The sequence below is a fragment of the Streptomyces massasporeus genome, from assembly GCF_014648995.1.
Lineage (GTDB): Bacteria > Actinomycetota > Actinomycetes > Streptomycetales > Streptomycetaceae > Streptomyces > Streptomyces massasporeus.
In genome coordinates this window covers 176,207-199,471 of the sequence record NZ_BMSE01000015.1, presented here as the reverse complement: position 1 = coordinate 199,471, position 23,265 = coordinate 176,207, and the positions used below count along the sequence as shown (strand labels likewise).

21 protein-coding genes and 4 pseudogenes are annotated in these 23,265 nt (G+C 70.1%); 13 read left to right on the top strand and 12 right to left on the bottom strand.

The window, feature by feature from the left end; all coding sequences use genetic code 11:
• Positions 1-127: 127 nt before the first annotated feature.
• From IE153_RS41875 to IE153_RS42775, 3 genes and pseudogenes are all read left to right on the top strand, one after another.
• Positions 128-393: pseudogene (locus tag IE153_RS41875) on the top strand (MFS transporter); the annotation flags it as partial.
• A 215-nt stretch (positions 394-608) separates the two neighbouring features.
• A pseudogene (locus tag IE153_RS41870) lies at positions 609-677 on the top strand (hypothetical protein); the annotation flags it as partial.
• A 127-nt stretch (positions 678-804) separates the two neighbouring features.
• Positions 805-876, top strand: a complete 72-nt coding sequence (locus IE153_RS42775) for a hypothetical protein (protein WP_368858385.1) — start codon at positions 805-807, stop codon at positions 874-876.
• Positions 877-1,187: 311 nt separating this feature from the next.
• Here IE153_RS42775 and IE153_RS28945 read toward each other — a convergent pair whose 3' ends face one another.
• The 5 genes from IE153_RS28945 to IE153_RS28930 all read right to left on the bottom strand — a co-directional run bounded on the left by IE153_RS28945 (position 1,188) and on the right by IE153_RS28930 (position 6,854).
• Positions 1,188-2,177: an aldo/keto reductase gene (locus tag IE153_RS28945; protein WP_189592730.1), complete on the bottom strand. Its 990-nt coding sequence runs from the start codon at positions 2,175-2,177 to the stop codon at positions 1,188-1,190.
• 599 nt (positions 2,178-2,776) lie between these two features.
• Positions 2,777-3,871, bottom strand: a complete 1,095-nt coding sequence (locus IE153_RS28940; RefSeq protein WP_189592729.1) for a YdcF family protein — start codon at positions 3,869-3,871, stop codon at positions 2,777-2,779.
• A 149-nt stretch (positions 3,872-4,020) separates the two neighbouring features.
• On the bottom strand, positions 4,021-4,146 hold the full coding sequence (locus IE153_RS42435; protein ID WP_268251855.1) for a hypothetical protein: 126 nt from the start codon (positions 4,144-4,146) through the stop codon (positions 4,021-4,023).
• A gap of 229 nt (positions 4,147-4,375) precedes the next feature.
• Complete coding sequence (locus IE153_RS28935) at positions 4,376-5,161, bottom strand: sulfite exporter TauE/SafE family protein (RefSeq protein WP_189592728.1); 786 nt, start codon at positions 5,159-5,161, stop codon at positions 4,376-4,378.
• Between the two features lie 796 nt (positions 5,162-5,957).
• Positions 5,958-6,854 carry a helix-turn-helix transcriptional regulator gene (locus IE153_RS28930; RefSeq protein ID WP_189592727.1) on the bottom strand — a complete coding sequence of 299 codons (897 nt, stop codon included), beginning with the start codon at positions 6,852-6,854 and terminating at the stop codon, positions 5,958-5,960.
• 216 nt (positions 6,855-7,070) lie between these two features.
• Between IE153_RS28930 and IE153_RS28925 the strand changes: the two genes are divergently transcribed.
• From IE153_RS28925 to IE153_RS28915, 3 genes and pseudogenes are all read left to right on the top strand, one after another.
• The gene (locus IE153_RS28925) at positions 7,071-8,048 is read left to right on the top strand and encodes an aldo/keto reductase (RefSeq protein WP_189592726.1); all 978 of its coding nucleotides are present in this window, start codon (positions 7,071-7,073) and stop codon (positions 8,046-8,048) included.
• Positions 8,049-8,096: 48 nt separating this feature from the next.
• Positions 8,097-9,125, top strand: a complete 1,029-nt coding sequence (locus IE153_RS28920) for a zinc-binding dehydrogenase (RefSeq protein ID WP_189592725.1) — start codon at positions 8,097-8,099, stop codon at positions 9,123-9,125.
• Positions 9,126-9,163: 38 nt separating this feature from the next.
• A pseudogene (locus IE153_RS28915) lies at positions 9,164-9,490 on the top strand (aldo/keto reductase); the annotation flags it as partial.
• Between the two features lie 1,467 nt (positions 9,491-10,957).
• Here IE153_RS28915 and IE153_RS42430 read toward each other — a convergent pair.
• On the bottom strand, positions 10,958-11,092 hold the full coding sequence (locus tag IE153_RS42430; RefSeq protein ID WP_268251854.1) for a hypothetical protein: 135 nt from the start codon (positions 11,090-11,092) through the stop codon (positions 10,958-10,960).
• A 215-nt stretch (positions 11,093-11,307) separates the two neighbouring features.
• Positions 11,308-12,537: a flavin-containing monooxygenase gene (locus IE153_RS28910; protein ID WP_189592724.1), complete on the bottom strand. Its 1,230-nt coding sequence runs from the start codon at positions 12,535-12,537 to the stop codon at positions 11,308-11,310.
• Positions 12,538-12,735: 198 nt separating this feature from the next.
• Here IE153_RS28910 and IE153_RS28905 point away from each other — a divergent pair, with 198 nt between their 5' ends.
• From IE153_RS28905 to IE153_RS28895, 4 genes and pseudogenes are all read left to right on the top strand, one after another.
• Positions 12,736-13,365: an ABC transporter ATP-binding protein gene (locus tag IE153_RS28905; RefSeq protein WP_229829241.1), complete on the top strand. Its 630-nt coding sequence runs from the start codon at positions 12,736-12,738 to the stop codon at positions 13,363-13,365.
• Positions 13,362-14,153: a hypothetical protein gene (locus IE153_RS28900; protein ID WP_189592723.1), complete on the top strand. Its 792-nt coding sequence runs from the start codon at positions 13,362-13,364 to the stop codon at positions 14,151-14,153. Before IE153_RS28905 ends, IE153_RS28900 begins: the two co-directional genes overlap by 4 nt.
• 54 nt (positions 14,154-14,207) lie before the next feature.
• Positions 14,208-14,372 (top strand): annotated as a pseudogene (locus tag IE153_RS41850) (MerR family transcriptional regulator); the annotation flags it as partial.
• 522 nt (positions 14,373-14,894) lie between these two features.
• Complete coding sequence (locus IE153_RS28895; protein ID WP_189592722.1) at positions 14,895-15,374, top strand: RICIN domain-containing protein; 480 nt, start codon at positions 14,895-14,897, stop codon at positions 15,372-15,374.
• 520 nt (positions 15,375-15,894) lie between these two features.
• Here the strand turns inward: IE153_RS28895 and IE153_RS28890 are convergent.
• Both IE153_RS28890 and IE153_RS28885 read right to left on the bottom strand, forming a co-directional pair.
• The gene (locus IE153_RS28890; protein WP_189592721.1) at positions 15,895-16,728 is read right to left on the bottom strand and encodes a PIG-L family deacetylase; all 834 of its coding nucleotides are present in this window, start codon (positions 16,726-16,728) and stop codon (positions 15,895-15,897) included.
• Positions 16,729-17,126: 398 nt separating this feature from the next.
• Positions 17,127-18,008, bottom strand: a complete 882-nt coding sequence (locus IE153_RS28885) for an NmrA/HSCARG family protein (protein WP_189592720.1) — start codon at positions 18,006-18,008, stop codon at positions 17,127-17,129.
• Between the two features lie 97 nt (positions 18,009-18,105).
• Between IE153_RS28885 and IE153_RS28880 the strand changes: the two genes are divergently transcribed.
• Positions 18,106-18,585, top strand: coding sequence for a MarR family winged helix-turn-helix transcriptional regulator (locus IE153_RS28880; protein ID WP_229829228.1), 480 nt, complete (start codon positions 18,106-18,108; stop codon positions 18,583-18,585).
• 271 nt (positions 18,586-18,856) lie between these two features.
• Here IE153_RS28880 and IE153_RS28875 read toward each other — a convergent pair whose 3' ends face one another.
• Positions 18,857-19,189, bottom strand: coding sequence for a glyoxalase superfamily protein (locus IE153_RS28875; RefSeq protein ID WP_189592773.1), 333 nt, complete (start codon positions 19,187-19,189; stop codon positions 18,857-18,859).
• A gap of 945 nt (positions 19,190-20,134) precedes the next feature.
• Between IE153_RS28875 and IE153_RS28865 the strand changes: the two genes are divergently transcribed.
• Positions 20,135-20,698, top strand: coding sequence for a cysteine hydrolase family protein (locus tag IE153_RS28865; RefSeq protein ID WP_189592718.1), 564 nt, complete (start codon positions 20,135-20,137; stop codon positions 20,696-20,698).
• 242 nt (positions 20,699-20,940) lie between these two features.
• Here the strand turns inward: IE153_RS28865 and IE153_RS28860 are convergent, their stop codons facing one another.
• Positions 20,941-21,324 (bottom strand): gas vesicle structural protein GvpA, encoded by a 384-nt coding sequence (locus IE153_RS28860; RefSeq protein ID WP_189592717.1) that lies wholly within the window; start codon positions 21,322-21,324, stop codon positions 20,941-20,943.
• Between the two features lie 722 nt (positions 21,325-22,046).
• On the opposite strand from IE153_RS28860, the gene IE153_RS42425 reads away from it, so the two are divergent.
• On the top strand, positions 22,047-22,178 hold the full coding sequence (locus tag IE153_RS42425; RefSeq protein WP_189592716.1) for a hypothetical protein: 132 nt from the start codon (positions 22,047-22,049) through the stop codon (positions 22,176-22,178).
• Positions 22,179-22,216: 38 nt separating this feature from the next.
• Here the strand turns inward: IE153_RS42425 and IE153_RS28850 are convergent, their stop codons facing one another.
• On the bottom strand, positions 22,217-23,215 hold the full coding sequence (locus IE153_RS28850) for an RNA polymerase subunit sigma-70 (protein WP_189592715.1): 999 nt from the start codon (positions 23,213-23,215) through the stop codon (positions 22,217-22,219).
• Between the last annotated feature and the right edge of the window lie 50 nt (positions 23,216-23,265).

The following is a 23,265-nucleotide window of genomic DNA, read 5'->3' as shown; positions in this document are numbered from 1 at the left end:
GCCGAGAACCTCCAGGACGCATTCGTCGGCGCGCACTTCACCGTCGCCGCTCGCGCGGCCGCCGACGGGCAGCAGCCCCGCAACGACCAGGTCCAGCTTCTGCAGCCCCTCGACAACAGCTCCTCCCCCACCGGCTGGCGCCGCGACCCTGCCCGCGCGGACAGTGGGCGGTTCCGCTGCTCGCCGACGCAGTGTCGTTCACGATGTCCGCGCTGCTCGTACGGTCCCTTCCCCGCCCTCCCCCGGCCCCGGCCCGAGATGCGCGAGTCGCTGCTTGTCCGGGCGCGGGCCGGGGCCTCGTACGTCTTCCGGGACCGGCTGCTGCTCGGGCTCGCGCTGCGCCCGGCGGTCGGGAACATCGCCTTCCTCGCCGTGGAGACCGCCCTCGCCCTCCAGCAACCGCCAAGTCGAAGCCGCGCTGCATGCCGCCGCCCCCGTCGCCGGTCCGGATCACCGGGCATCCAAGGAACCCGCCCAGGAGAGTGCACCCGACGCGCCCTGACGCCAACCACAAAGAGCGCACAGGCCTGGCACTCACCGTCGGCTTCGGGTACTCGGTCGAGTGAAGCGCCTCGGCGAGCGGGAACCTGCGCAGAAGGGGACCTGGCATGCCGGGTATGAAGCCGATCAGCGAAGCCCAAGTGGCGCAGCAGAGCCTGGCCGTCGTCGAGGTTGCGGCAGGCGACGACCAGACCCCTTTCGTCACACAGGACATACTCGCCGAGCGCCGAGCGCCGGGCGACGGCGACGGCGACGGCGACGGCGACGGCGACGGCGACGGCGACGGCGGACCGTACGACGCGGGTGCCGGGCGTGCCCGGTGTGCGGCTGCGCTACTACCTCGTGGTGCGCCACGAACTCACCGCACAGCGCTGACGCCTCTGCCTCCACGGCCGGCTCGTGGTCGACAGTCTGCAGCGGGCAGTCGCCGGCCGGCTCCCGCAGGGCGGTCAGCGCGGCCTCGTCCGCGGTCAGGTGCCAGCGCAGCTTGGGGGCCACCCACTCCACGGCGTAGCGGGTGCACGTCGGCGGCCGGCAGGAGCCATTGGACGGGGTCCTGGTCGGCCTTGCTGCAGGTGGAGCGTGCGGCGACCGCGACCAGCGACGCCTCCTACGGCGGTCGGGAGATCGATGCCCCCGGCCGCGTTCCCTGCGGAGCCCCCGTGTGGTGTGTGCGCCCCCTCCGCCTACCGGTTGACGGACCGCATCCCTGCCTCGTCGTACCGCTCACCGGCCGCCTCGGGCAGCTCCGCATCGATGCGGGCCAGGTCGTCCTTCGTCAAGTCGATGTCGACGGCGGCGGCGTTCTGCTCCAGGTAGGTGCGGCGCTTGGTGCCCGGGATCGGCACAAGGTCCTCGCCCTGGGCCAGCACCCACGCGATGGCCAGCTGAGCCGGTGTCACATCCTTCTCGGCGGCGATCTCCTTCACCTTCGCCGCCAGCCGCAGGTTCGCCTCCAGATTGGCGTCCTGGAAGCGCGGGTTCTGACGGCGCCAGTCGTTGGCGTCCAAGTCGTCCGGCGAGGTGAACCGCCCGGCGAGGAAGCCGCGGCCGAGGGGCGAATACGGTACGAAGCCGATCCCCAGTTCCCTGCAGGCCGGCAGCACTTCGGCCTCCACGTCCCGCGACCACAGCGAGTACTCGCTCTGCACGGCCGTGACCGGGTGCACGGCGTGCGCACGCCGGATGGTCTGGGCGCTCGCCTCGCTCAGCCCGATGTAGCGCACCTTGCCCTCGGCGACCAGTTCGCCCAGCGCGCCGACCGTCTCCTCGATGGGCACGTTCGGGTCGACCCTGTGCTGGTAGTACAGGTCGATGTGGTCGGTGCCCAGCCGCTTCAGCGAGCCGTGGACGGAACCGCGGACGTGTTCGGCCGAGCCGTCCTGCGGGCCGACCGTGCTGATGTCGCCCGGTACAGCGTCATCCATCCGGTAGTTGAACTTCGTCGCGATCACATACTCGTCGCGGCGCCCCCGAATCGCCTCGCCGACGAGGGACTCGTTGGTGAGCGGGCCATACATCTGCGCGGTGTCGAGGAAGTTCACCCCGAGATCGAGGGCGTGCCGGATCGTCGCGACGCCCTCCTCCTCATCGGCCGTTCCGTAGAAGGCGGACATGCCCATGCACCCCAGGCCGATGGCCGATACCTGCAATTCCCGCAGACTACGCTTCCGCATGTCGTGTCTCAGCCTTCCCTGCACGCTTGATCGTCCTTCGGGCGACACCGAGCCTCCCGTCCATCCAGGCGCAGATGCCGTCACCCGGCATCCCATGAGGAGCGGGACGCTGAGACGGCTTCGTGCGCCGTTGCATCCTCGACGCTATGACTTCGAGCGCACTCCATGGCAAGCGGGATGTGACGAAGGCCTGGTCCCGGGACGGGCACCACACCCGTGTGACGCTCCAGGGCCCGCAGGAGACGAACCTGGAACCGTTCGTCCTCGCGTACGGGATGCAGCGCCCGGGAACGCCGGTGGTACCAGCAGCCGCCCATGCGCGGGACGACGCCGCCGGGCGCCCGCCAGCCACGTCTGGGTCCGGTATCCGGCTGTCAGAGGATCGTCCGGTGCGCCCGCCCTCGCATACGCGTGGGCACCCACCCGGAGTCGACCACACGACTGCTCGTTCCCGCGCAGACGATATTGACCGCGGTCACTTCCGGGTGGCGCACTACTCCGGCGGGCAAAGTCGCCGCTGGGGACCGAGTACCCGGTGGCCCGCACCTCCTGCGCGGTACCAGGACGAAACAGAGTGGAGAAGGTCTGCGTCCGGCGCTTCAGTGCTCGAATACCACCGTCGCCACCGGCACTGCCAGCAGCAGGCTGAGTCCGACCAGGGGGAGGCGGTCCAGCCACAGGATGGCGGCGAATTCGCGCAGTGTCGCGGCCAGCCAGTAGGCGGGGGAGGTCGGCGCGCCCACGACGTGCACGGGCACGCCGACGCGGCGGGCCAGCAGGGTCGTGCGGTAGACGTGGAAGCCGCTGGTGACCACCGTGGCACGGTGGCCGGGAGTGGTGCCGTCCACGAGCGCCGCGCTGAAGCGGAGGTTCTGCCCGGTGTTGACGGAGCGGTCTTCTCGCACGATCCGGTCGGCGGGCACTCCGCGTTCGCGCAGATGGTCGGCCATCGCGTCCGCCTCGGAGCGGACCTCGTCGTCGCCCTGGCCGCCCGAGAGGACGAACACCACAGGAGGCGTGTCCGGTGCGCGGGCGGCATCGATCGCAAGGGCACGCTCCAGCCTGCGGGTCAGCAGCGGGCCGGGCCGGTCGCCGTTGAGCCCGGCGCCCAGGACGACGACATGGGTGGTTTCCGGCAGGGGGGTAGTACGACCCCGGACGAACACGTAGCCGGCGAAGACGAGGAAGAGCAGAGTGAGGTATCCCGCGGCCGCGTTCACCGCGACCATGAGGGCACCGAATGCCTCGCCGCCGACCGCGTGGAGGACCGCGTCGAGGCCGAGCACCGCCAGCACCGCGCAGCCGGCGGCCCCGGTCGCCAGCAGGGCTGCCTGCGGTCCGTAACGCCGGACCAGGAGGACACCGTCGGCCAGCAGCAGCAGGCCCAGCGCGAGCGCCAGGAGCAGGGCGGCGACGGCGAGGACGGTGGCGATGGTCGGATGGGCTGCCGCGCTGCGACCGGCCACGCCGAGTCCGGCAGAGGTCACCGCGAGGCAGAACAGGACGGCGGTGGAGAACCGGTGCGGTGCCAGCAGGGCGTTGACGCCGCCGCCCGCGGCGAACACGACCGCGGCAAGGTACTCCGGGTACTCCAGCATGTGCCGCACCGCTCCGCCCTCCTGCCCGCTGCCCGTACCCGCCCGCCCTTCGCCGCCCGCGGGTTCCCGGCCCCGGGACGGACGGCTGCCGGCCATCCTCCCAGACCCGCCGTGGTGCGCCGAACGCGGGCGGGCGGCGGTGCGTTCGGCGAGACCGGCCTGTCACGCCGGTGGTGCTGCCCGGCAGCCGCGCAGGACGCACAGGACGCACAGGACGCACAGGACGCGCAGATGGACGGTGTGCCCTATAGCCCGGTGCAGATCCGGCAGGTACGGAAGCGCGACGCGGTGGACACGCCGGCCGAATCGAGGAGCTCGGCGGCCGGCAGTCCGACGGGTCCCGCGCCCGAGACGACGGCGTCCGCACGCATGCGAGCTCTCCGTTCACGATCGAGGCAACCGCTGCTGGGGCGGTTGCCCGCGCGGGCGGTATCGGTCCGGTGGCGCTGGTGCCGCGCACCCTGGGTGTGGCCGTGGACAGTCCTCTTCTGCCCCCGGGGTGGGCAGCGGAGCCGAAGATGTGGACAGGGTTTGTTCTTGTCCGTTGTCCAGCGCCAAATGCCCGTTGCGAGACCTGCGTCGTCAATCCCCAACCGGCATTCAGTTCAGGGTCTGACCTGCGTACAGGGCGCCGACGGATGCAGCGAGGGTGCCGAGCAGGAGACGTAGGGCCCGTTCGGGTAGGCGCGGTTGGAGGCGTGCGCCAAGGTAGCCGCCGATCAGGCCGCCGGTGCCGCAGGCGAGCCCGAACCACCAGTCGGGGGCGACGTCCCCGGTGCTCACGAGCGACAGCAGCGTGTAGGCGGCGGCGCCGACGATGGAGGTGGCGAAGGTGGCGGCAAGCGCGGCCGGGGCGACGAGTGCGACGGGCAGGCCACGCCCGACGAGGATCGGGCCGAGCAGGGAGCCGCCGCCGATGCCGTAGATGCCGCCGACCACTCCGACCACCATGGCGAGGCCGGTGAGGGTACGTGGGGGCACCTCGCCTGCGTGCGGCGGGCGGTGGCGCGCCGGGGCGAGGGTGCGCAGGCACAGCCAGAGGCCGAGCGGCAGCAGCAGAATGGCGATCAGGAGCCGGAAGAGGTCCGGGCCGGGCAGGGCGAAGACGCGGATGGCGGCGCCGACGACGACGCCGGGCAGAGTGCCCAGCACCAGCCGTCGGGCGAGGCCGCCGCGCAGGGCGCCGTCGTGGCGGTAGCGCCACAGGGCGCCGGGGCCGGCGACGACGTTGAACAGCAGGTTGGTCGGAGTGACCGCCGGGTTGGGCACGCCGAAGACGCTCAGCTGAACCGGTAGCAGAAACACCGCCCCCGACACACCGACCGGGGCCGTCACGGTCGCGATCAGCAGGCCGGCGGCCAGCCCTCCCGGCACTGTCCAGTCCACCGTTGCCCCCGCCCGTCGCCCGCCCGGCCAGTATCAGCGCGTCGGACGGCCATATGGCCTTCCTGCAACACGATGTTCATAGAGGGCAGGTACAGCCGGGCCGGCAGCCGCACACGTCCGCGTCGTCGCGCGACGCGGCGGGGGGGCAGGTGCACAGCAGGGTCTGCTTGGAGTCGGCGACCGTGGAGGCGGAACCGAGTTCGCGTCCGGTACGCCGCTGGGCGGCGGACCGGAACGGCATCACCGCCAGGGACAGGGCGGCCAAGACGATGCCGGGCAGGGAGCGTTCGGCCTCGCCGGTGCCGGTCAGGGCGCGACGACGCAGGCGGTGACGTAGGCGGCAGCAGGAAGAACGACACCGAGATGATCCGCAGCGTGGTCTTCTCGCGGGCTTCGCGTACGGCGTGCTCGCGGGCGGAGACTGCCAGGCGACCGCGGCGGCGGAGGAGACCTCGATGACGGCGTCCAGGCCGAAAGCCGATCAGCGCGGTGGAGGAGGCGATCGTGCCGACGGTGAGGGCGACGGCCGCCTCGATGACGTTGTAGGTGATCGTCGCGGTCACCAGCAAACGTATGCAACCTGACGATCAACCGCCGCCCCGTCGTCCCACCACATCAGCACGACGAGGCTTGAACACAGGAGCGTGGTCAACTGCGGACGGCGTCCGTGGCCGCGTTGCACTGCTCGTTCTGGACACGCTCCTCGCTCTCGACGAACGCAGCGGCCCCCCGCGTTTCTCGCCTGTCGCCTGTCGCCAGTCGCCCCTGTCGGAACCGACGTTTGTGAGAACGACGGTCAGGGTGACGTGTGCGGGATGTCCTGGCCGGGCGCGGCTACGGGCGCGGTCATGTCGAGCAGCATCATGGCGTCGTGGTCGGCGGTGCCGGGTTCAGCGGTATAGACGCCGATACGCTGGCCGGGGGTGCCTTCCAGGTGCATGGACTGGGAGGTGAGCGTGACCGTGCCGACGCGGGGATGCTGAAAGGTTTTCTGCGCGGGCTTGCGGCCGGTGACCTCGTAACGCTCCCACAACCGGGCGAAGTCGGAGCTCTTGAGAAGGAGCTCGCCGACGAGGTTGGTCAGGTCAGGAGCGTCAGGGGCGGTGCCGGCGACAGCGCGCAGCCGGGCGACGCAGCCGGTGATCTGGCGGTCCCAGTCGCCGAAGAGATCCCGCGCGGCCGGGTGGAGGAAGAGGTAGCGGGCCAGGTTGCGATGCTTGGCAGGCCAGTCCTCCAGGCCCACGTACAGGGCGAGGCCGCCAGGGTTCCAGGCCAGCATGTCCATGCTGCGGCTGATGACGTAGGCCGGGTTCGGCCGCAGCGACTCCAGCAGCAGCTTCAGGTGGGGGCGCACGGTGCGGCCAGGGGCCGGCGGCGGCTCGGGCGCGTAGCGGGCGGCACGTGCCGCGAGCTCACGCAGGTGCTGGTGCTCCTGGTCGTCCATGTGCAGAGCGCGGGCGAGCGAGTCGAGGACTGCGGGACTGGGGCGGGTCTCCTTGCCGCGTTCCAGGCGCACGTAGTAGTCGATGCTGATCCCGGCGAGGGTAGCCAGCTCCTCGCGGCGCAGACCGGGGGTGCGACGGATGCCGGCGCCGACGGTGAGGCCGACGTGTTCGGGACTGGTCTGGGTGCGGCGGGCGCGCAGGAAGCGGCCCAGCTCGGCGCCCTCGCTGCGCGCGCTCTCGGATGCCATGACTCCAGTCTCACCCGCTGGGCACCGGCTGCGCGGGCGGGAGAGGGGCCCTGTCATTACCCCCGAAGAGCCCGCCCTGCCACACCGGAGCAATCCGGGCGAAGGTCAACGAGGAAGACGCCGGACCCGTCGCCGCCGCCCGGTTTCGACGGGCATCACCCGGCGGACCGGGCGAATGCGAGAGGCCTGGTAACACCATGATCGGAAGAGGGCGAGATGCGGTACATCAAGCTGCGTGACCTGGAGGTTTCCCGGATCGGGCTGGGCGCGATGGGCATGTCCCACGGCTACACCGGCTCGGGCACCGACGACGCCGAGTCGATCAGGACCGTGCACCGGGCCCTTGAGCTGGGCGTCACCCTCATCGACACCGCCGAGATCTACGGCCCCTACACCAATGAGGAACTGCTCGGCCGGGCGCTCAAGGGCCGCCGGGACAAGGTGGTGCTGGCCACCAAGTTCGGCCTGGTCTCGCACGCCGGCGAGGGCGCGTGGAACCTGGACTCCAGCCCGGCCAACATCCGCACCGCGGTCGAGGGCTCCCTCAAGCGGCTGGGCACCGACCACATCGACCTGTACTACCAGCACCGGGTGGACCCGAACACTCCGATCGAGGAGACCGCCGGCGCGGTCGGCGAGCTGATCGCCGAGGGCAAGGTACGGGCTTTTGGCCTCTCGGAGGCGGGCCCGGACACGATCCGCCGCGCCCACACCGTCCAGCCGGTCACCGCGGTGCAGTCCGAGTACTCCCTGTTCACTCGCGGGATCGAGGAGCGCGTGCTGCCCGTCCTGAGGGAGCTGAACATCGGCCTCGTGCCGTTCTCCCCGCTGGGCCGCGGCTTTCTGACCGGCACCGTGCGCTCCACCGACCAGTTCGACGAGAACGACTTCCGCCGCGACAACCCCCGCTTCACCGGCGACAACTTCCAGCACAACCTGACGCTGGCCGACGAGGTCAAAGCCCTTGCCGATGAGGCCGGCGCCACCCCCGGGCAGGTGGCGCTGGCCTGGCTGCTCGCCCAGGGCGACGACATCGCCCCGATCCCCGGCACCAAGCGCGTGACCCGGGTGGAAGAGAACACCGCCGCCGACGCCGTCACGGTGACCGCCGAGCAGCTCGACAGGCTCTCCAGCCTGCCGCCCGCCGCCGGCGCCACCCACACCGAGGCACAGGCGCGGATGCTCGAACGCTGATTCATCCGCACCGCCCCGCACGACCCCCGTTTGGAGAAGTAGTCCCTGATGCGTGCAGCAGTGATGTACGGAGCCGGCGACGTCCGCGTCGAGGACCGGCCCGACCCGAAGATCGTCCAGCCCACCGACGCGGTGGTGCGCACGGTGGCCGCGTGCGTGTGCGGCAGCGACCTGTGGCCGTACGGGTCGATGCCCTCCACCGACGCAGGCCGCCCCATGGGGCATGAGTTCCTCGGCGTGGTGGAGGAGACCGGTGCAGAGGTGACCGGCCTGAAGGCCGGTGATCTGGTCGTCGCCCCGTTCACCTACAGCGACGACACCTGCGACTACTGCGCCAAGGGCCTGCACATCTCGTGCCGCAACGGCGGCCGGTACGGCTTCGGCGGGGTGGACGGCGGGCAGGGTGAAGCAGTCCGCGTCCCCTACGCCACCGGCACTCTGGTCAAACTGCCGGTGGCCGCCGACTCCGCGCTGCTGCCGTCGCTGCTGGCGCTGTCCGACGTGATGACCACCGGCCACCACGGCGCCGTCACCGCCGGCGTCGGCCGCGGCGATGCGGTGCTGGTCGTCGGGGACGGGGCGGTCGGCCTGTGCGCGGTGATCGCCGCCAAGCGGCTCGGCGCCGAGCGGATCGTGCTCGCCGGCCGGCACGAAGACCGCACGGGCCTGGGCCGCGAGTTCGGCGCCACCGATGTGGTCGCCGAGCGCGGCGAGGAGGGCATCGCCCGCATCCGCGAGCTGACCGGCGGCGTGGACAAGGTCATCGAGGCCGTCGGCACCCGCCCGGCCCTCGACACCGCCCTGGGTGCGGTCCTGGACGGCGGCACCATCAGCCGACTGGGCGTCCCCCAGTACGAGCAGGGACCGATCGGTCCGACCGAGTTCATGCGCAACATCACCCTGACCGGCGGTGCCAGCCCGGCCCGTGCCTACATCCCGGAACTGCTCGCCGCCGTCCTGGACGGCACCATCACCCCTGGCCGCGTCTTCGACCAGGCCTTCCCCCTCGACCGGACCCCGGACGCCTACCGGGCCATGGCCGACCGCCAGGTCCTCAAGGCCCTCATCCGCCCCTGACCACCTGCCCCACCCGCGCAGCGAAGGACATCCCTTTCATGCAGGCCGTCACCCTCAACAACGGCGTCGAGCTGCCGCTCCTCGACTTCGGCGTCTACCAGATCCCCGTGGACGACACCGAGCGCGCCGTCTCCGAGGCGCTGGTTGTCGGCTACCGCCTGCTGGACACCGCCGCCGCCTACGGCGGTGAAGAAGCCGTCGGCCGCGCCATCTCCTCCGGCGGCATTCCGCGCGAGGACCTGTTCGTCACCACCACATTGTGGGTCCAGGACACCCCCGCCCAGGACGACACCCGCCGTGCCTACGAGACGTCCCTCAACGAGCTGGGCCTGGACTACCTCGACCTGTACCTGATGCACCAGCCCTTGGTCTGGCACAGCGGGGTGCGGTGAGGCACATCGATCGGAGTCCGGCAACTGGCTCCTGCCCGCGGCGGGGCCGCAGTGATGGCCCGGTGCCGCACCCGCGATGGGGCGGCACGGCGCCAACCCGCCGCGTCCCTGCGGCGATTGCGAGGCACCCAGGCCGCTGTGGGCGAGCGCGGTGAGTCGGCGCGGATCAGCTCCGCGACGTCGCTGGAACGGCTGGAGACGGCGATCAGGGCGCGCCAGGACAGCCCGTGGTCGAGCGCGGCCGTGGCGGCCGGGTCGTTGTCCCGCGTGCGAGACGTCTTGGTGCCGGCGGTGACCGCGCCGTGGATCGCGGTGAGGGCTCGGGCGACATCCAGGAGCTGTGCCCGCGGAGGAGCCGGACACGGGCTGCGGCGTGCGCGTCGCGGCCCCGGGCGGAGAGTACCGGCACGCAGCGCCGGACGTCGTCCATCGCCTCGCGCAGCCCCAACGTGATCTCCCGGGCGCGGGCTGCGGTGAACGGCGGCCCGCGCCGGTTCGGCGACGCGGTCCTGGTCCTCGTCGCGCTCGCCCACGGCTCCATCGGCCCCCGGGTCGACGGGCGGGGCCGGGGCGGGCGGACGTACGGGCCCGAGCTCCGCCTCACCACGTCACCGCCTCATAGTTCACCCCGTCCACCTGGGGAAACGCCTTGTGAGCCGCATAGACCTCGCAGCGTGACACGAGGCGCGGCGGCTGCGGGGATGTAACACCCGCCGCGCCATCGCGCATGACATGCGCACTACGCCACTCGGCCTCATCCTGAGAAGCGGCACCATCGGCTCCACAGACCGACCATCCCCGGGAGGTCCTGTGATCCTGCTCGCCCTGCTCATGCCCGCTCTGATGCTGGCGCTCCTCTTCGCCATGGACGCTCTGGAGAATCTCCTCTTCCCCCGGGCTCCAGCCGACGACACGCAAACGCACTCTCCGTGACGGCGCCACGGCATCAGCAATGCTGGCCACTCTGGTCGGGTAGCCGGAGCGCATCGCTGCGCCCCGGCTACCCGACCTCAGCCGCCGGTGGATACGCATGGTCGACCAGTGGATACGACGCTGCATGACGCTCGGCCCGGGAGTCCAGCAAGAGAGAGAACCTGACGCAGCCAGTCATAGGGCAGGCCCGTCTCGACACGGCCTAACTCGGTGCGCGGCGAGGCCGGACTGAGCTCATCCTGAGTGTCGACCAGGCCGTGCCCGGGGAAGTGGACAACCGCGTGCCGGTGGCTTCGGCGGCCGCCTGTCTCACCGCGCCCACCACACGGCGTGCGCGGCCACCGGATCCTCGACGACGGTCACATGCCCTGCCGACGGGTAGTTGCAGGGACAACGGGCCACACAGGAGGCCGGCCAGTGCCTGCAGATTGTTTCGAGACAGCCGGCAACCGCTCGAGATGCTCAGAGCGGCTCGTGTCCACCGGAACCGCTCGCGAGGCCCCCGAGTCAGGCAGAACACTCACCGACCGCCTTATCAGGGTCGGCGGCGCCCAGCGCCCGGACCGCACGCTCGATCTCCTCCTGCGAACAGTCCGTGAGGACGACGACCGTCTCCGCCGGCGGCATGGTCCGGGCCGACATCGCGCTCCGCCCCTCCCACCGGACGGACCGCGCCGACCGGATCTACATGTTCCCCGCCCGGGACGTCAGCCGCATCGGCGCCCGCGGCGGCGTCCGGGCCGGCGTTCAGGAGGGCGGCGATCCGGGCGCCGCCGTGCGTGGCGGCGTTCGCGGCACGCTCGGTCGCCGGCACCGCGCGGCGGTGCCGGCCGGAAGGCCGGGACTCAGAGGCGGCCTCAGCCCGGTGGGTGTCCATCGGGGCGTGTGTCGGTTGCGTGATCGCCGGCGCGAGGGGCGGGGAGGGAGGCCCGCGCCTCCTCGCGGCGGAACGCGTGGGCGATGGCGCGCGCGTCGATGCCCGCCTGGCGGAGGACGCCTGTCAGGGGATTGGTGTATCCGGCGAAGTACAGGCGTGCGGCTCCCGGCAGGGTCCTCGCCCCTACGGTGAGGGGCTGCCCGGCCTCGTCGAGTACGCCCAGGGACCCGACCAGGTCGTGCAGACCGGGCCGGTAGCCCGTGGCGGCGATGACCGTGTCGGGTCGCAGTCGGGCACCGTCGGCCAGCAGCACGTCGGGGCCGTCGAAAGCCTGGACTGCTGCGACCGGCTCGACCCGTCCGGACCGGACGGCGTCCACGAAGCCGTGGTCCAGCACCGGGTTGACCCCTTCGCGGATATTGCGGGTGTACAGGCCCGAGCGCGGTCGTGGCAGTCCCCACGAGGTCAGGTCGGGCACTGCGAGGCGTTGCGTGAGCAGCGAGGTGCCGTCGCGCCACGCGAGCGGGAGGGCCTCCGTCAGCCGGCCGACCGCATGCCACCGGGCGCTGGAGCGGGGCAGGATGTTGGGCGGGGTACGGATCGCGATCCGTACTTGTCGGGCTCCGGCCCCGGCCAGGACGGCGGCGATCTCGGTACCACTGTTACCGGCGCCGACCACCAGGACGTCCCGCCCGCGGTAAGGGGCCGGAGAGCGGTAGTGGGCCGAGTGCAGGAGCGTGCCGGTGAAAGTCGAACGCCCGGGCCAGGCGGGGGTGTTCGGGGTGTGGCAGCGGCCGGTGGCCACCACGACCGCGCCGGTGGCCACCGTAGCGCCTGGGATGTGGACGAGCCACTGTGCTCCCGAACGGCCTTCCGCCCGCTCGACGCGTTGCACCGGGGTGGTCACCCGGACGTCGAGCCGGTGATGGGCGACGTAGCGCTCCAGGTATCGCACATAGTCGTCCCGGCTCACCCACGGGCCCGCCTGGCGCGGTACCGACAGGCCGGGAAGCTTCGAGGCGCCGGGAGGGGTGTGCAGGCGCAGATGGTCATAGCGCTGCGCCCAGCTCGCTCCCACGCGGTCCGACCGTTCCAGGACCACGGCCGGTACTCCGGAGCGGCGCAGCAGCGCGGCTGCGGCCAGGCCGTGGGGGCCGGCTCCGATCACGATCACGGGAGCGGCGATGTCTCGCATTGGTGTCGTGGGCATCACCACCTACAACGGCGGACCGTGGCTCACGTCACGGCCGGCGCGGGAGGCGCAGAACATGTGGAGTGGCGGTCCGGCTGCTCAACGAGACAGCGGGAGACCGCCGTTACGGCGGCGGCACGGACTCGTTGGACACCGGGCAGTAGCCCGCCGGCTCGCCACACCTGTCCGATCCATCGAGGGGGCCCTGTGCAGGCAGTGACGACGACGCGCCACCGGCCGCCGCTGCGGATCCGCGGAGTCTGCAAGGGGTACGGCGGCAGGCAGGTTCTGCGCGGCGTCGACCTCGATGTACCCGCCGGGACGCTGGTCGGAGTCGTCGGCGAGAACGGGGCGGGCAAGAGCACACTGCTGCGGATCGCCGTGGGACAACTCGCGCCTGACAGCGGAACGGTGACGCGGACCGGGGCTGTGGGTTACTGCCCACAACGGGCGGTACTGAACGATGGGTTCACCGTGGGACAGCATCTGCGGTTGTTCCAGATGGCCTACCGGCTGCCGACGCTGGAGCGCGCCGGTGAGCTGATGGAAGTGCTGGCGCTGACCGGCTGCCGACGACGGCCGGTAGGTGAGCTCAGTGGCGGAACGCAGCAGAAGCTGAACCTGCTGATCGCCCTCATGCACGATCCGCAGGTGCTCATCCTGGACGAGCCCTATCAGGGTTTCGACTGGGACACCCACCAGCGGTTCTGGACGCTGGCCGCCGGCCTGCGTGACCGGGGCCGGTCGATCATCGTGGTTTCGCACCTGCTGCACGATCTGCGGCACTTCGACGTGATCGCTCAACTGCGCCAGGGACGCCTGCACTTCGAGGAGGCCGACCGTTGAGGCTGTCCTGGACGGCATTCACCGAGTTGCTACGGTGCACCCTCAGGGGACATCTGCGCAACCGGCTGGCCCTGGTACTGGCGGTCGCGTTCATCCCCATCTGGATCGCCGTGGCACGCCTGTGCACCTCGGACCGAGTGGTGCGCGTCTGGCTGGACGCCATCAGCGCCCCCGTCTCCGCCCGGGCCAGCCAGGTGGGCCAGGTGGCCAGCGCGCTCGGCGCCGTCACCATGGTCGCCGGCTTCATCACCTTCACGGAGACCTTCCTGTCCCGGCAGATGGACCGCCGACTGCTGCTGGCCGGCTACCCCCGGCTGCCGATGCTGCTCGCCAAACTCGCCGCCGTCGCCCTCACCGCCGGCCTGCTGGCCTCCTACACCACGATCCTGCTGTGGATCTCGCTGCCCGTACACCATGCGGGCCCTCTCGCGCTGGCCCTCGCAGGTGCCGGACTCGCCTACGGCAGCATCGGCCTTCTGCTCGGCTCCCTGGTCCGGGGCGAGCTGGAGGGATTCTTCCTCATCATCATGCTCAGCCTGGTCGACACCGGCCTGCAGAATCCCGTCTTCAACACACTCATGGATGTGGCAGGGGTGTCGGCTCTTCCTCTGTACGGCGTGAACCAGCTGGCGCTGAGCTCAGCACTCAGCCCCGACATCCCCTGGTCCCACGGCCTGCTCTCCCTCACCTGGTCGGCGGCGACCGGTGCCCTGGCGCTGCTGGTCCTCCACACCCACCGTCCTTCCCGCTCCCCGTGGCGCCGAAGGATGTCGGTATCACAGCCCTGAACCTCCGGGCACGGACCATGTACGGCTGGTCGACCTGGAATACGCAACCATCCCGACCCGGTCTCGGGCTACCGCTACTACGGTGCTGACCAGGTGGCACGGACGTCCGTGCTGCGTCAGCTCCGCGAGATCGCCATGCCCCTCGCTGCGGTCGAGGCGGCCTTCGACGCCGGGGCCGACGAGGCAGCGCGGCTGCTCGACGAGCATGTTGCCAAGATCCTCCGGTACACCAGCGACGACCAGAACCGGTGGGAGGGTGCGCAGGATGCCCGTCAGTGGCGAGTCCGATCAGGACCATGGAGGCGAGCAACGCCGGGAGCTGCTCGCTCGGAAGGTCTGTCGCTGCCCAGCACACTCTCGGCCGGACGAAGCCCGGGCTGCGGGAACCAGCGGCAGCCGACCGGTCGACCTGGCTGATCATCGCCGGTATGAGACAGCCAGTTCGTCGGGACGGCTGTCAGATTCTCGTTCTTGCCGCTCCAGCTTGGCGTGTGTCATTTCCCCTGTCCGTTCGAATCGACCGGTGCCCTGCCACACCGATGCGCTGCGTGCGGGACATGTGGGTGACGCTCGGTCAGGTGATCCAAGAGACACCGTCCACCCGTTCGAGACCTCCTGGACAGTGTCTGGCCTCGGCAAACGACCGGTTCACCACGCTGTGGAGCAACAGCCCGCTGTCTACGCTGAGTTGCAGGGGCGCCCCGCTACCGCACAGAACTCTCGAGGCTGAGGAGCACTGACTTGAGCGACCTCCTAATGCTCGCGGGCGGATCGGTGACGATGACCCACCACGTCACCGGCACCTACTTCATGTGCAACGACTGGCACGACGGTGTCGGCAACCACACCCAGACCTGGGCACAGGACCCGTTCGCCAAGGACAACAACGCGCACCGGTGGTTCCTGCGGCAGAACGCCGACGACACCGTGCGCATCGAGTCGTACGCCAACCACCGCTGCCTCACCGCAGGGGCCAACCCGCCTGACACCGTGACCCTTCGAGAACGCACCGACAGCCTCAGCCAGCACTGGCGGCTGGTCTCCCACGCGGAACGCGGCAACGACTTCTACATGGTCTCGGTCGTGCACCCGCGCTACGCCCTGGCCATCGCCGACCACCTCCAGGGCAACGACCGGCTGGTAGGCCTGACCCGCATGTGGGGCGGACCGAACCTCTCCCAGCTGTGGCGGATCTACCCCTCGTCCGAGGGGCAGGGGTGACTCCAGACGACAACGCGCGCCGCCCCACCACGGGGAGTGCGAACTGAAGCGTGACGCCTGTCAGCGGGTGGCCGCCGGGCGCCGGCCACGACGGCGATGCAACGGCGGTCACCCGCAGCTGGACGTCACCGGACCGCGTTCCCGAAGTCCGCTGAAGATTCGTATGTTGGCCCGGACGCACCGAACTCTGAAGTCAGTGGCCGCCACGTGCATCCGCGGTGCCCACGATGGCCGTTCGGCGTGTCGGACACGGGATCCTCAAGCCTCGTGCCGCTTCCTCCACCGTCCGCCTTGATCGGAGCAGGCCGCCGGGCTGACCTGGGCCCGCGCGCGCACCCTGTGGTCGGCCGCCCGCACGTCTCCCACCTGTGCCGTTGCCCGGTGGCCTGGAGACGAGCGCGATGTCGGGTCACGAGCGCGGGCATGCGTCGACTCGGAACTCGCGCCAACAGGCCTCCGGGTGCGCGGCCCGCTTGATCGCACATGTGGGCGATGCGGTGTCGGCGGCGGGACGGCCGGATCAGCGCAGTCCCGCGAAGAGATCGTTCTCGGGTACGGCCGCGCCCGTGGCGTCCTGGACCCGCACGAAGGTCTCCATGCCCATCAGCTCGCCGAACCTCTCCTTGCCCATCCTGAGGAAGAAGATGTTCTCGCCCTGACTGGCGTGCGCGGCCAGCGCGTCGAACTTCTGGCCGCTGAACGCGGTGGTGTCCACCCACGTGGTGATCTCATCGTCGGGCAGGCCGATCTCAGCCAACGCGGCGGCCTCGGCAGGATCCGGCTCCGGCATGTCCTCATGAAACTCGCGCATGATCTCGCCGAACCGCTGCATCATCGACCGGGGCATCGTGGTCCAGTACACCTTCGGTGACAGCGCGGTCATCTCCAGCGCCGCCATCGTGATGCGGTGGGCCTGGATGTGGTCGGGGTGGCCGTAGAAGCCGTTCTCGTCATAGGTGACGACCACATCAGGCCGGTAGTGCCGCATGAGTTCCGCGAGCCGGGCCGCGCTTTCCTGCACGGGGGTCTGCCAGAAGGATCCGGGGTCGTCGTTGCTCGGCCAGCCGGCCATCCCGGAGTCGGCATAGTCCAGCATCTCCAGATCGCTGACCTTCAGTACCTCACAACTCGCTTCAAGCTCCTGACGGCGCATCGAGGCGACCGCCGCCGGTTCGTGCCCGGGGTCCCCCGGTTTGACACCCCCCGGTCCGTCACCGCAACCGCCGTCCGTACACGTCACCAGAACCGTACGGATGCCCTCCGCCGCGTACCGCGCGAGGACACCCCCGGTTCCGGTGGCCTCGTCGTCGGGGTGCGCGTGCACAGCCATGAGCGTCAAAGGCCGGTCAGCCATGTAACAGTCCTCTCGAAGAGATACGTCATGATCAAAGCGCGCGGCGGCTACCGCGAACCCTGAGGCCCGGAACCTGGTGAGCGGACGACCTTGCCGTCTCCATGCTTCCCCCGCTCATGCGGCGCCGGCCCTCGGTCGATACAACCCTGCCGACCGGACCCGCTGTTCCCGGCTCGGCCGCTCGGCCTGCCGTCAACACCGAACACGCCGCCCCAAAAGGTACGATCCAGCAAAAGACGCCCAACCCCCACGCCGGCCTGCTGGGTTTCCACGCCACGATGTCGGCGGTTCCTTACCGGACAGGCTTGTCCGGCCAACAACGAGGCCACTCGCCGGCGCAAGCACTGGGCGAGGTGATCGTGCTCGACCAAGGGTCAGTGCAGCAGGGAGAACAGAGATCACTGATGTGCCGGCGCAGAGGCCAGGAGCATGGTCCAGTCCTGGGCGTCGGCCCACTCGGTGAAGCTGTGCCAGCCGACTTCGGGGTACTCGCGGCGCAGCCCGGCGACGTCGACGTCGAGGCCCGAGGTGGTGAAGTACTCGAACATGGCAGCCAGGTCTGCGGACCGGGTCCGTACGTAAGCCAGAGGCACCTCTTGATGGGTCACCGGGCGGCCGGTGGCCGCGGCGAGGCTCTCCGCGACCTGGCCCGGCGTGCGCTCGTCGGAGGCGATGTCGATGCGTCGTCCGGTGAACTCGTCGCGGCGTTGGAAGGCCAGCGCGGCGAATGCGCCGATGTCGTCGGCGGAGATGAACGTGAGCGGCCGGTCGGCGGGCATGGGCCAGGCGAAGGAGCCGTCGCGCAGGCCGTCGAGGGTCCAGCCGCTGGCGTAGTTGTCCATGAACGCCGCCGGGGCGATCACCGTCCAGGGCAGGCCCGAAGCACGCAGGTGCTGCTCGACCAGATACTTGCTCTCGTAGTGCGGCACGCCGGTGCCGCGGTCGGCGTGGGCGGCGGAGGTGAGCACGACGTGCCCGAGGCGGGCGGCCGCCGCGGCGTCGACGATGGTCTTGCCCTGCCGGGCTTCGACGGCGGTGTCGGCTTCGAAGGGAGTGGTGACGGCGAAGAGCGAGTCCGCCCCGGCGAGGGCCTCGTCCAGGGACGCGCGGTCGTCGAAGTCGGCGCGGTGCACCTCTGCTCCGAGGCCGCGCAGGGTGTCGGCGGCGGGCGAGCCGGGCCGGCGGGTGAGCGCGCGCACCCGGTGGCCGGCGGCAAGCAGCGCGCGGGCGGTGGCCCCGCCCTGGGCTCCGGTGGCCCCGGTGACGGCGATGGTGAGCATGGGTCCCCCTGGGTCGAATAGCTGCGCGACGCATTAACTGTGCCACGCAGTAGGCTATAGAATGCTGCGTCGCGCAGCAAATAGAAAGGTGATCCAGGTGACGGAGTCACGTCGGGCCCGGTTGTACGAGGAGTTGTCGATGGAATCCCGCCGCTACCTGGCGGCGTATGTGCTGTTCAACCAGGCTCTTGCCGACCACCTCGGACTGCATGCGACCGACGTGCAGTGTCTGAGTCTGCTGACGGCCGAACCCGGGCCACTCACCGTGAAGCAGATCGCCGACATGACGGGCCTGACCACGGGCTCTGCCACACGGCTGGTGGACCGGCTCGAACGAGGCGGCTACGTGGTCCGCACCCCAGACCAGCAGGACCGCCGCCGCGTCCTGGTCGCCCTCGTGCCCGAACGCGTGGCCCGTGTCACCGCGGTCTGGGACGACCTCGGCGTGGCCTGGCAGGCACTGCTCGACGACCACACCGAAGATGAGCTCGAGGTGATCACCCGTCACATGCGGCAGGCACACGACCTCAGCCACGCCCAGATGCAGCACCTGCGATCCCGGCCCAAGCCGGAGTGAGTACCGACCGCAGGCAACCACGATCGGCGCGGAAGCCCGCGGGGATCCAGCGGCAGCCATCCTCGGTCGAGGACCCTGCCCCGCAGACAGACCGAAGTCGTGCCGGGACCGGCTCGCTCTGGCGAAGTCGGGCCCGCCGCCAGGTCACCACCGACCCGCCGCCCCGGCGGATGATCCGCAGCAGGCGCTGCCCCTCGTCGTCCTCGATCTCGCGGACCCGTACTCGCTCAGCCACCAGCACAGCTTCCCTGCCGCGCGCTGCCGGCGAGTGTCATTCCGTCGGTGTGCCGATCCGAAGCCGGTTGCCGTCAGGGTCGCGCAGCTCAATCTCACGCGCCCACGGAGCGTCCGTTGCCTGCACACCGAACTCGGAGGCGACGGCCTCGACATCACGAATGCGGAGGTAGACCAACGTGTCGGGGCGGGCGTCGCCCGTGTGCTCGGACAAGAACAACCGCACCCCGCCCCGGGCGACCTCGACGAACGCGGGAAGTCCCGGTTCGAAGCGGTGTTCCCACTGCTTGGCGAAGCCCAGTCGCTCGTACCACGCGACCGCCGCCGCAGCGTCCTCGACGCGAAGAATGGGGATGACTTCCTCGTCCATAGAGTCATCGTCGCAGACCGCCCAGGGCGAACGTTGCCTGATGCGGCACCAGGCACCCATCACGCACCACTGTCTGGGTGACGTTCCACGCAGGTACAAATGCCGGCCTCGTCCTATGGGACGTGCGTATCGCTCGAGTGGTGCGCCGTTGGGGAGGGTGAGACGGGCTTCCTCTACCCAGAGGGCCTCAAGCTCCGTCAGGCGACAACGGTGCAGGCGATCTGGCTGCCGGTCGCCACCCGACATCGTTACGTGCCCTTCGTGCACGGCCATCCCCGCGGGAGCGGTCACCGGGGTGCTCCGCAGCCGACTTCCCCCGTTGCTCCGGACCTCGAGCAACGGGAAGGTCGGGTAGTAGTTGGCCCAGGCGACACCGTCGTCAACATCATCGACATACGCACTCCATACGTGGTGCCGCCGATCCGCCATCAGGAACTCGACCGCACGGCCCATCGTGAAGCTGCGGCGGCGTCGCCCGTCCCTCCCGACGATCTGCGCGTTCCGATCCCCTGCGGCAGTGTGGCCCTGCACAACGAACCGCCCATCGGGCAGCGCGTCGAGAGGGGTCACCCGCAAACTCATGTCACGCCAGAACTGTTCACGGACACTGCCGCCGCTGTCGATGACCAAGAGCGCGTCGTACGGGCTGCTACGGGGCTGCGGGTAGGGCCTGCCGTACGAACGTGGGTGGAGTTCCGCATCGGGGCAGATCAACCAGAGAGCTCGACCCCAGGCGTCCACAGTGGTCGCCAGGACCTTCTGGTGGTCGTACCGCCCGGGCAACAGTGCGTGAGGACGCAGTGCCACCTTTCTCTCTCCAAGACACGACCAGCCGGTCGATACGCGCCATGAGCGAGGCTGAAGAGGATCTCAAAACCCTTCACTGCGGCTCGGCTCATCCACCAGACTTCTGCTTGTTTCCCAAGGGAGAAGAGGTCGGCGAGCATGGGCAACAGTGCACTTCTGGTGATGGACGTGCAACAGGACGTCGTGGCGATCGCCGATGACGGTTCCGGATATCTGCCACGCTTGCGCAGAGCGATTGACGGTGCCCGGGCTGCCGGCATCACCGTGATCTACGTCAAGATCGCGTTACGACCGGGCGATTCGGAAGTCAGCCCTCGCAACAAGGTGATCACCAACGCCGTACGGGCCGGCCTCTTCGCCGAGGGTGCCCCTGGCACCGAGATCCATCACGACGTCGCGCCCGAGGAGGGCGACGTCGTGATCACCAAAAGGCGGGGAAGCGCCTTCTCGGGCAGCGACCTCGACCTGGTCCTCAGGGCGCGGGACATCGACAGCCTTGTCCTCACCGGCATCGCCACCAGTGCCGTAGTGCTGTCCACCTTGTGGCACGCCATCGACCTGGACTTCGGCCTCACCGTCCTGACGGACGCCTGCCTCGACACCGACCCCGAAGTGCACACGATGCTCACTGAAAAGCTGTTCCCGCAGTGGGCAGATGTCCTCACTGTCGAGGACTGGCTCAAAGACATCGCAGCGCGGTAAAAGGAGCCGTCCAGACCCCTCACATGCGGATGCGAAGCGGCACGGCCTCGGCCCTGCGACTCAGCTGAACGGGAGCACGATTGCTCGCGGGAAAGCACACTGCTGTCCCGGCGTCGGAGGTGAAGACGGCTGTGCCTCCGCCTCCTCCACCGCCTGCGGACCGGAGGTGTCCTGGTGCCCCGCGAGCCCAGCACGGCGCGCCGCGGCGCCCCGGCATGGCCACCGCGCCCTGCACCGCCTTACTAGCGGCCTCGTCCCGACTGACGATTCCGGCCTTCGTCTCGGGTCTGCTGGAAGGCGTCGGCGATAGTCTCCGCAGCACCGGACAGGACGCCCTTGGTCTTGCCGCGGGCGCCGGACTCGGTAACCTTCCCCGCGAGTTCCGTGAGCCCTGCCGGCTTGCGGGGACCCGCCTCCAGATCGAGACGGTTGCACGCCTCGGCGAAGCGCAGGTAGGTGTCCACGCTGGCCACCACGATCCGTATGTCGATCTTGAGGATCTCGATACCGACGAGGGAGACGCGCACAAACGCGTCAATCACCAGCCCGCGGTCGAGAATGAGCTCAAGAACGTCGTAGAGGCCGCTGGAACCGCCCCCGCCACCCTGCTGTGTCGCGACGGTCATCGCGTTCACTCCTCGTCGCCCGCGTCGTGTCCCCGCATGATGCTGTCGGCGCCGCCCCGTTGGGAGGCAGGCTTGGCATGCGGATGACCCCTATTCGCCACATCAAACGCGCGTGCGAAACAGGAAGCCCTGGACCGGGTGAGGTTGTACGCAAGTTCATGAATGCGTGTATCGATGGCTGACGCCGTGTCACCCGGTCCGACAAGCAGGGTGGTGCCGCCCTTCGCCGTCGGACGCATGACCTGGGCAGTGTCGGTGGATCCGACGGCTCGGCACCCACGGAACCCGGCGCCGAGAGCGGCGCCGCAGCAGTCCGGCTCCCCGCATGGACCAAAGCCGTCGGCTCGCCGAGCTGATCCATCTGCTGATCTGTGCCATGAGCATCATCAGTCACAGAGTTCCGCAGGGCGCTCGGCGCCTCGACCGTCCACGATTTCTACAACTGGCTCGCGCTGCTGATCCTCTTCCCGGTCTAGCTGACCGGGCATCCGCCGCAACACATCAGCGGGGCGTTGACCGATGCGCTGTCCGGCACGGACTGGCCGCCGAACCCGGCCCATTTCCACTGGTGGCCGTCCACTACCCGGGAAAGCTGCTCACACTGCCGATGGTCGGCCGGGTCCGCGACATTCTGATCAAGGCCGTCGGCCGCAACGCCTACCTGGCTATGGCGTCAGGCATGGGGGAACCGTGTCACCCAGTCCTCGACCACCCCCACGTCCGTGCTGGTCCCCTTCGCCGGAGCGGGCATCCTCACGCCGGCGCAGGGGTATCCCGTCGTCGTCGGCTCCCACCTCGGCACCGTCTTCATCACGCTGCCCGCCCTCGTCATCGTGCTGGTGGGCGAGCTCTGAGTACGGCGCCCGACGGCGGCACCGGTCGGGGCCAGGGGCTACTCCGTGCCCTCCGCCGTCAGGCGCTCCGGCAGGCCGAGCCGCTCGAACTGGTCGTCGTGGAACGTGATGATCTCCGTGATCAGCCCGCCGGTGACGCGCAGGACGTCGATCGTCAGCGGCAGGTACGCGCCCTGCTGCTTCTGCCAGAGGTAGAAGGCGAGGGCGGGCTGCCGGTTCACGGAGGTGGGGACGGCGCGCAGGCCCTTCATGTCCTCGAAACCGCTTGTGATCCAGTCGTTCACCACCGTGTCGCGGCCGATGCAGAGGCCCGGTGTGGGCGGCATCGAGCAGCGGACGTCCTCGCGCAGCAGCGTGGTGAGCCGGTCGATGTCCGTGGCCACGCTGGCGTCGGTGTAGCGCCGTACCAGCTCACGCGTCTGTGCGTCCTGATCGCCGCCGCTCCAGTCCTGCCGCTCGGCGGGCAGGTGCTCCCGCATGCCGGCGCGGGCCCGCTGCAATGCGCTGTTCACGGAGTTGACGGAGTCGCCCAGACATTCCGCGACGTCCTTCGCAGGCCAGCCGAGCACGTCCCGCAGGATCAGCACGGCCCGCGGGCGCGGCGCGAGGTGCTGGACCGCCACGAGGTATGCCAGCTCGATCGTCTCCCGCGCGACGGCGACGGTCTCCGGCTCGTCGGCGCCGCCCGCGGGCAGCTCGTCGAGCAGCCGGTCCGGGTAGGGCTGCAGCCACAGCACCTCGCCGCCGGTGGCAGGCTCCGGGCGGACCTTGGCGAGCAGGTCCAGGCAGGCGTTGGTGGCGATCCGGTACAGCCAGGCCCGGAACGTCGAACGCCCCTCGAAGGTCTCCCGCCGCCGCCAGGCGCGCAGGAACGTCTCCTGCACGGTGTCCTCGGCGTCCTCGAACGACCCGAGCATCCGGTAGCAGTGCACGTGCAGCTCCCGCCGGTGCCGCTCCGCCAGCCCCGAGAACACCTGCTCGTCGACCTCGTCCAGACCGCTCGCGCCCAGTTCCTCCAGCCGCGTGTCCGCACTCATCACGTCATCCCTCCGCCTCGTGGCGTCCCGTCGTAGGTGTGACGGGTGCG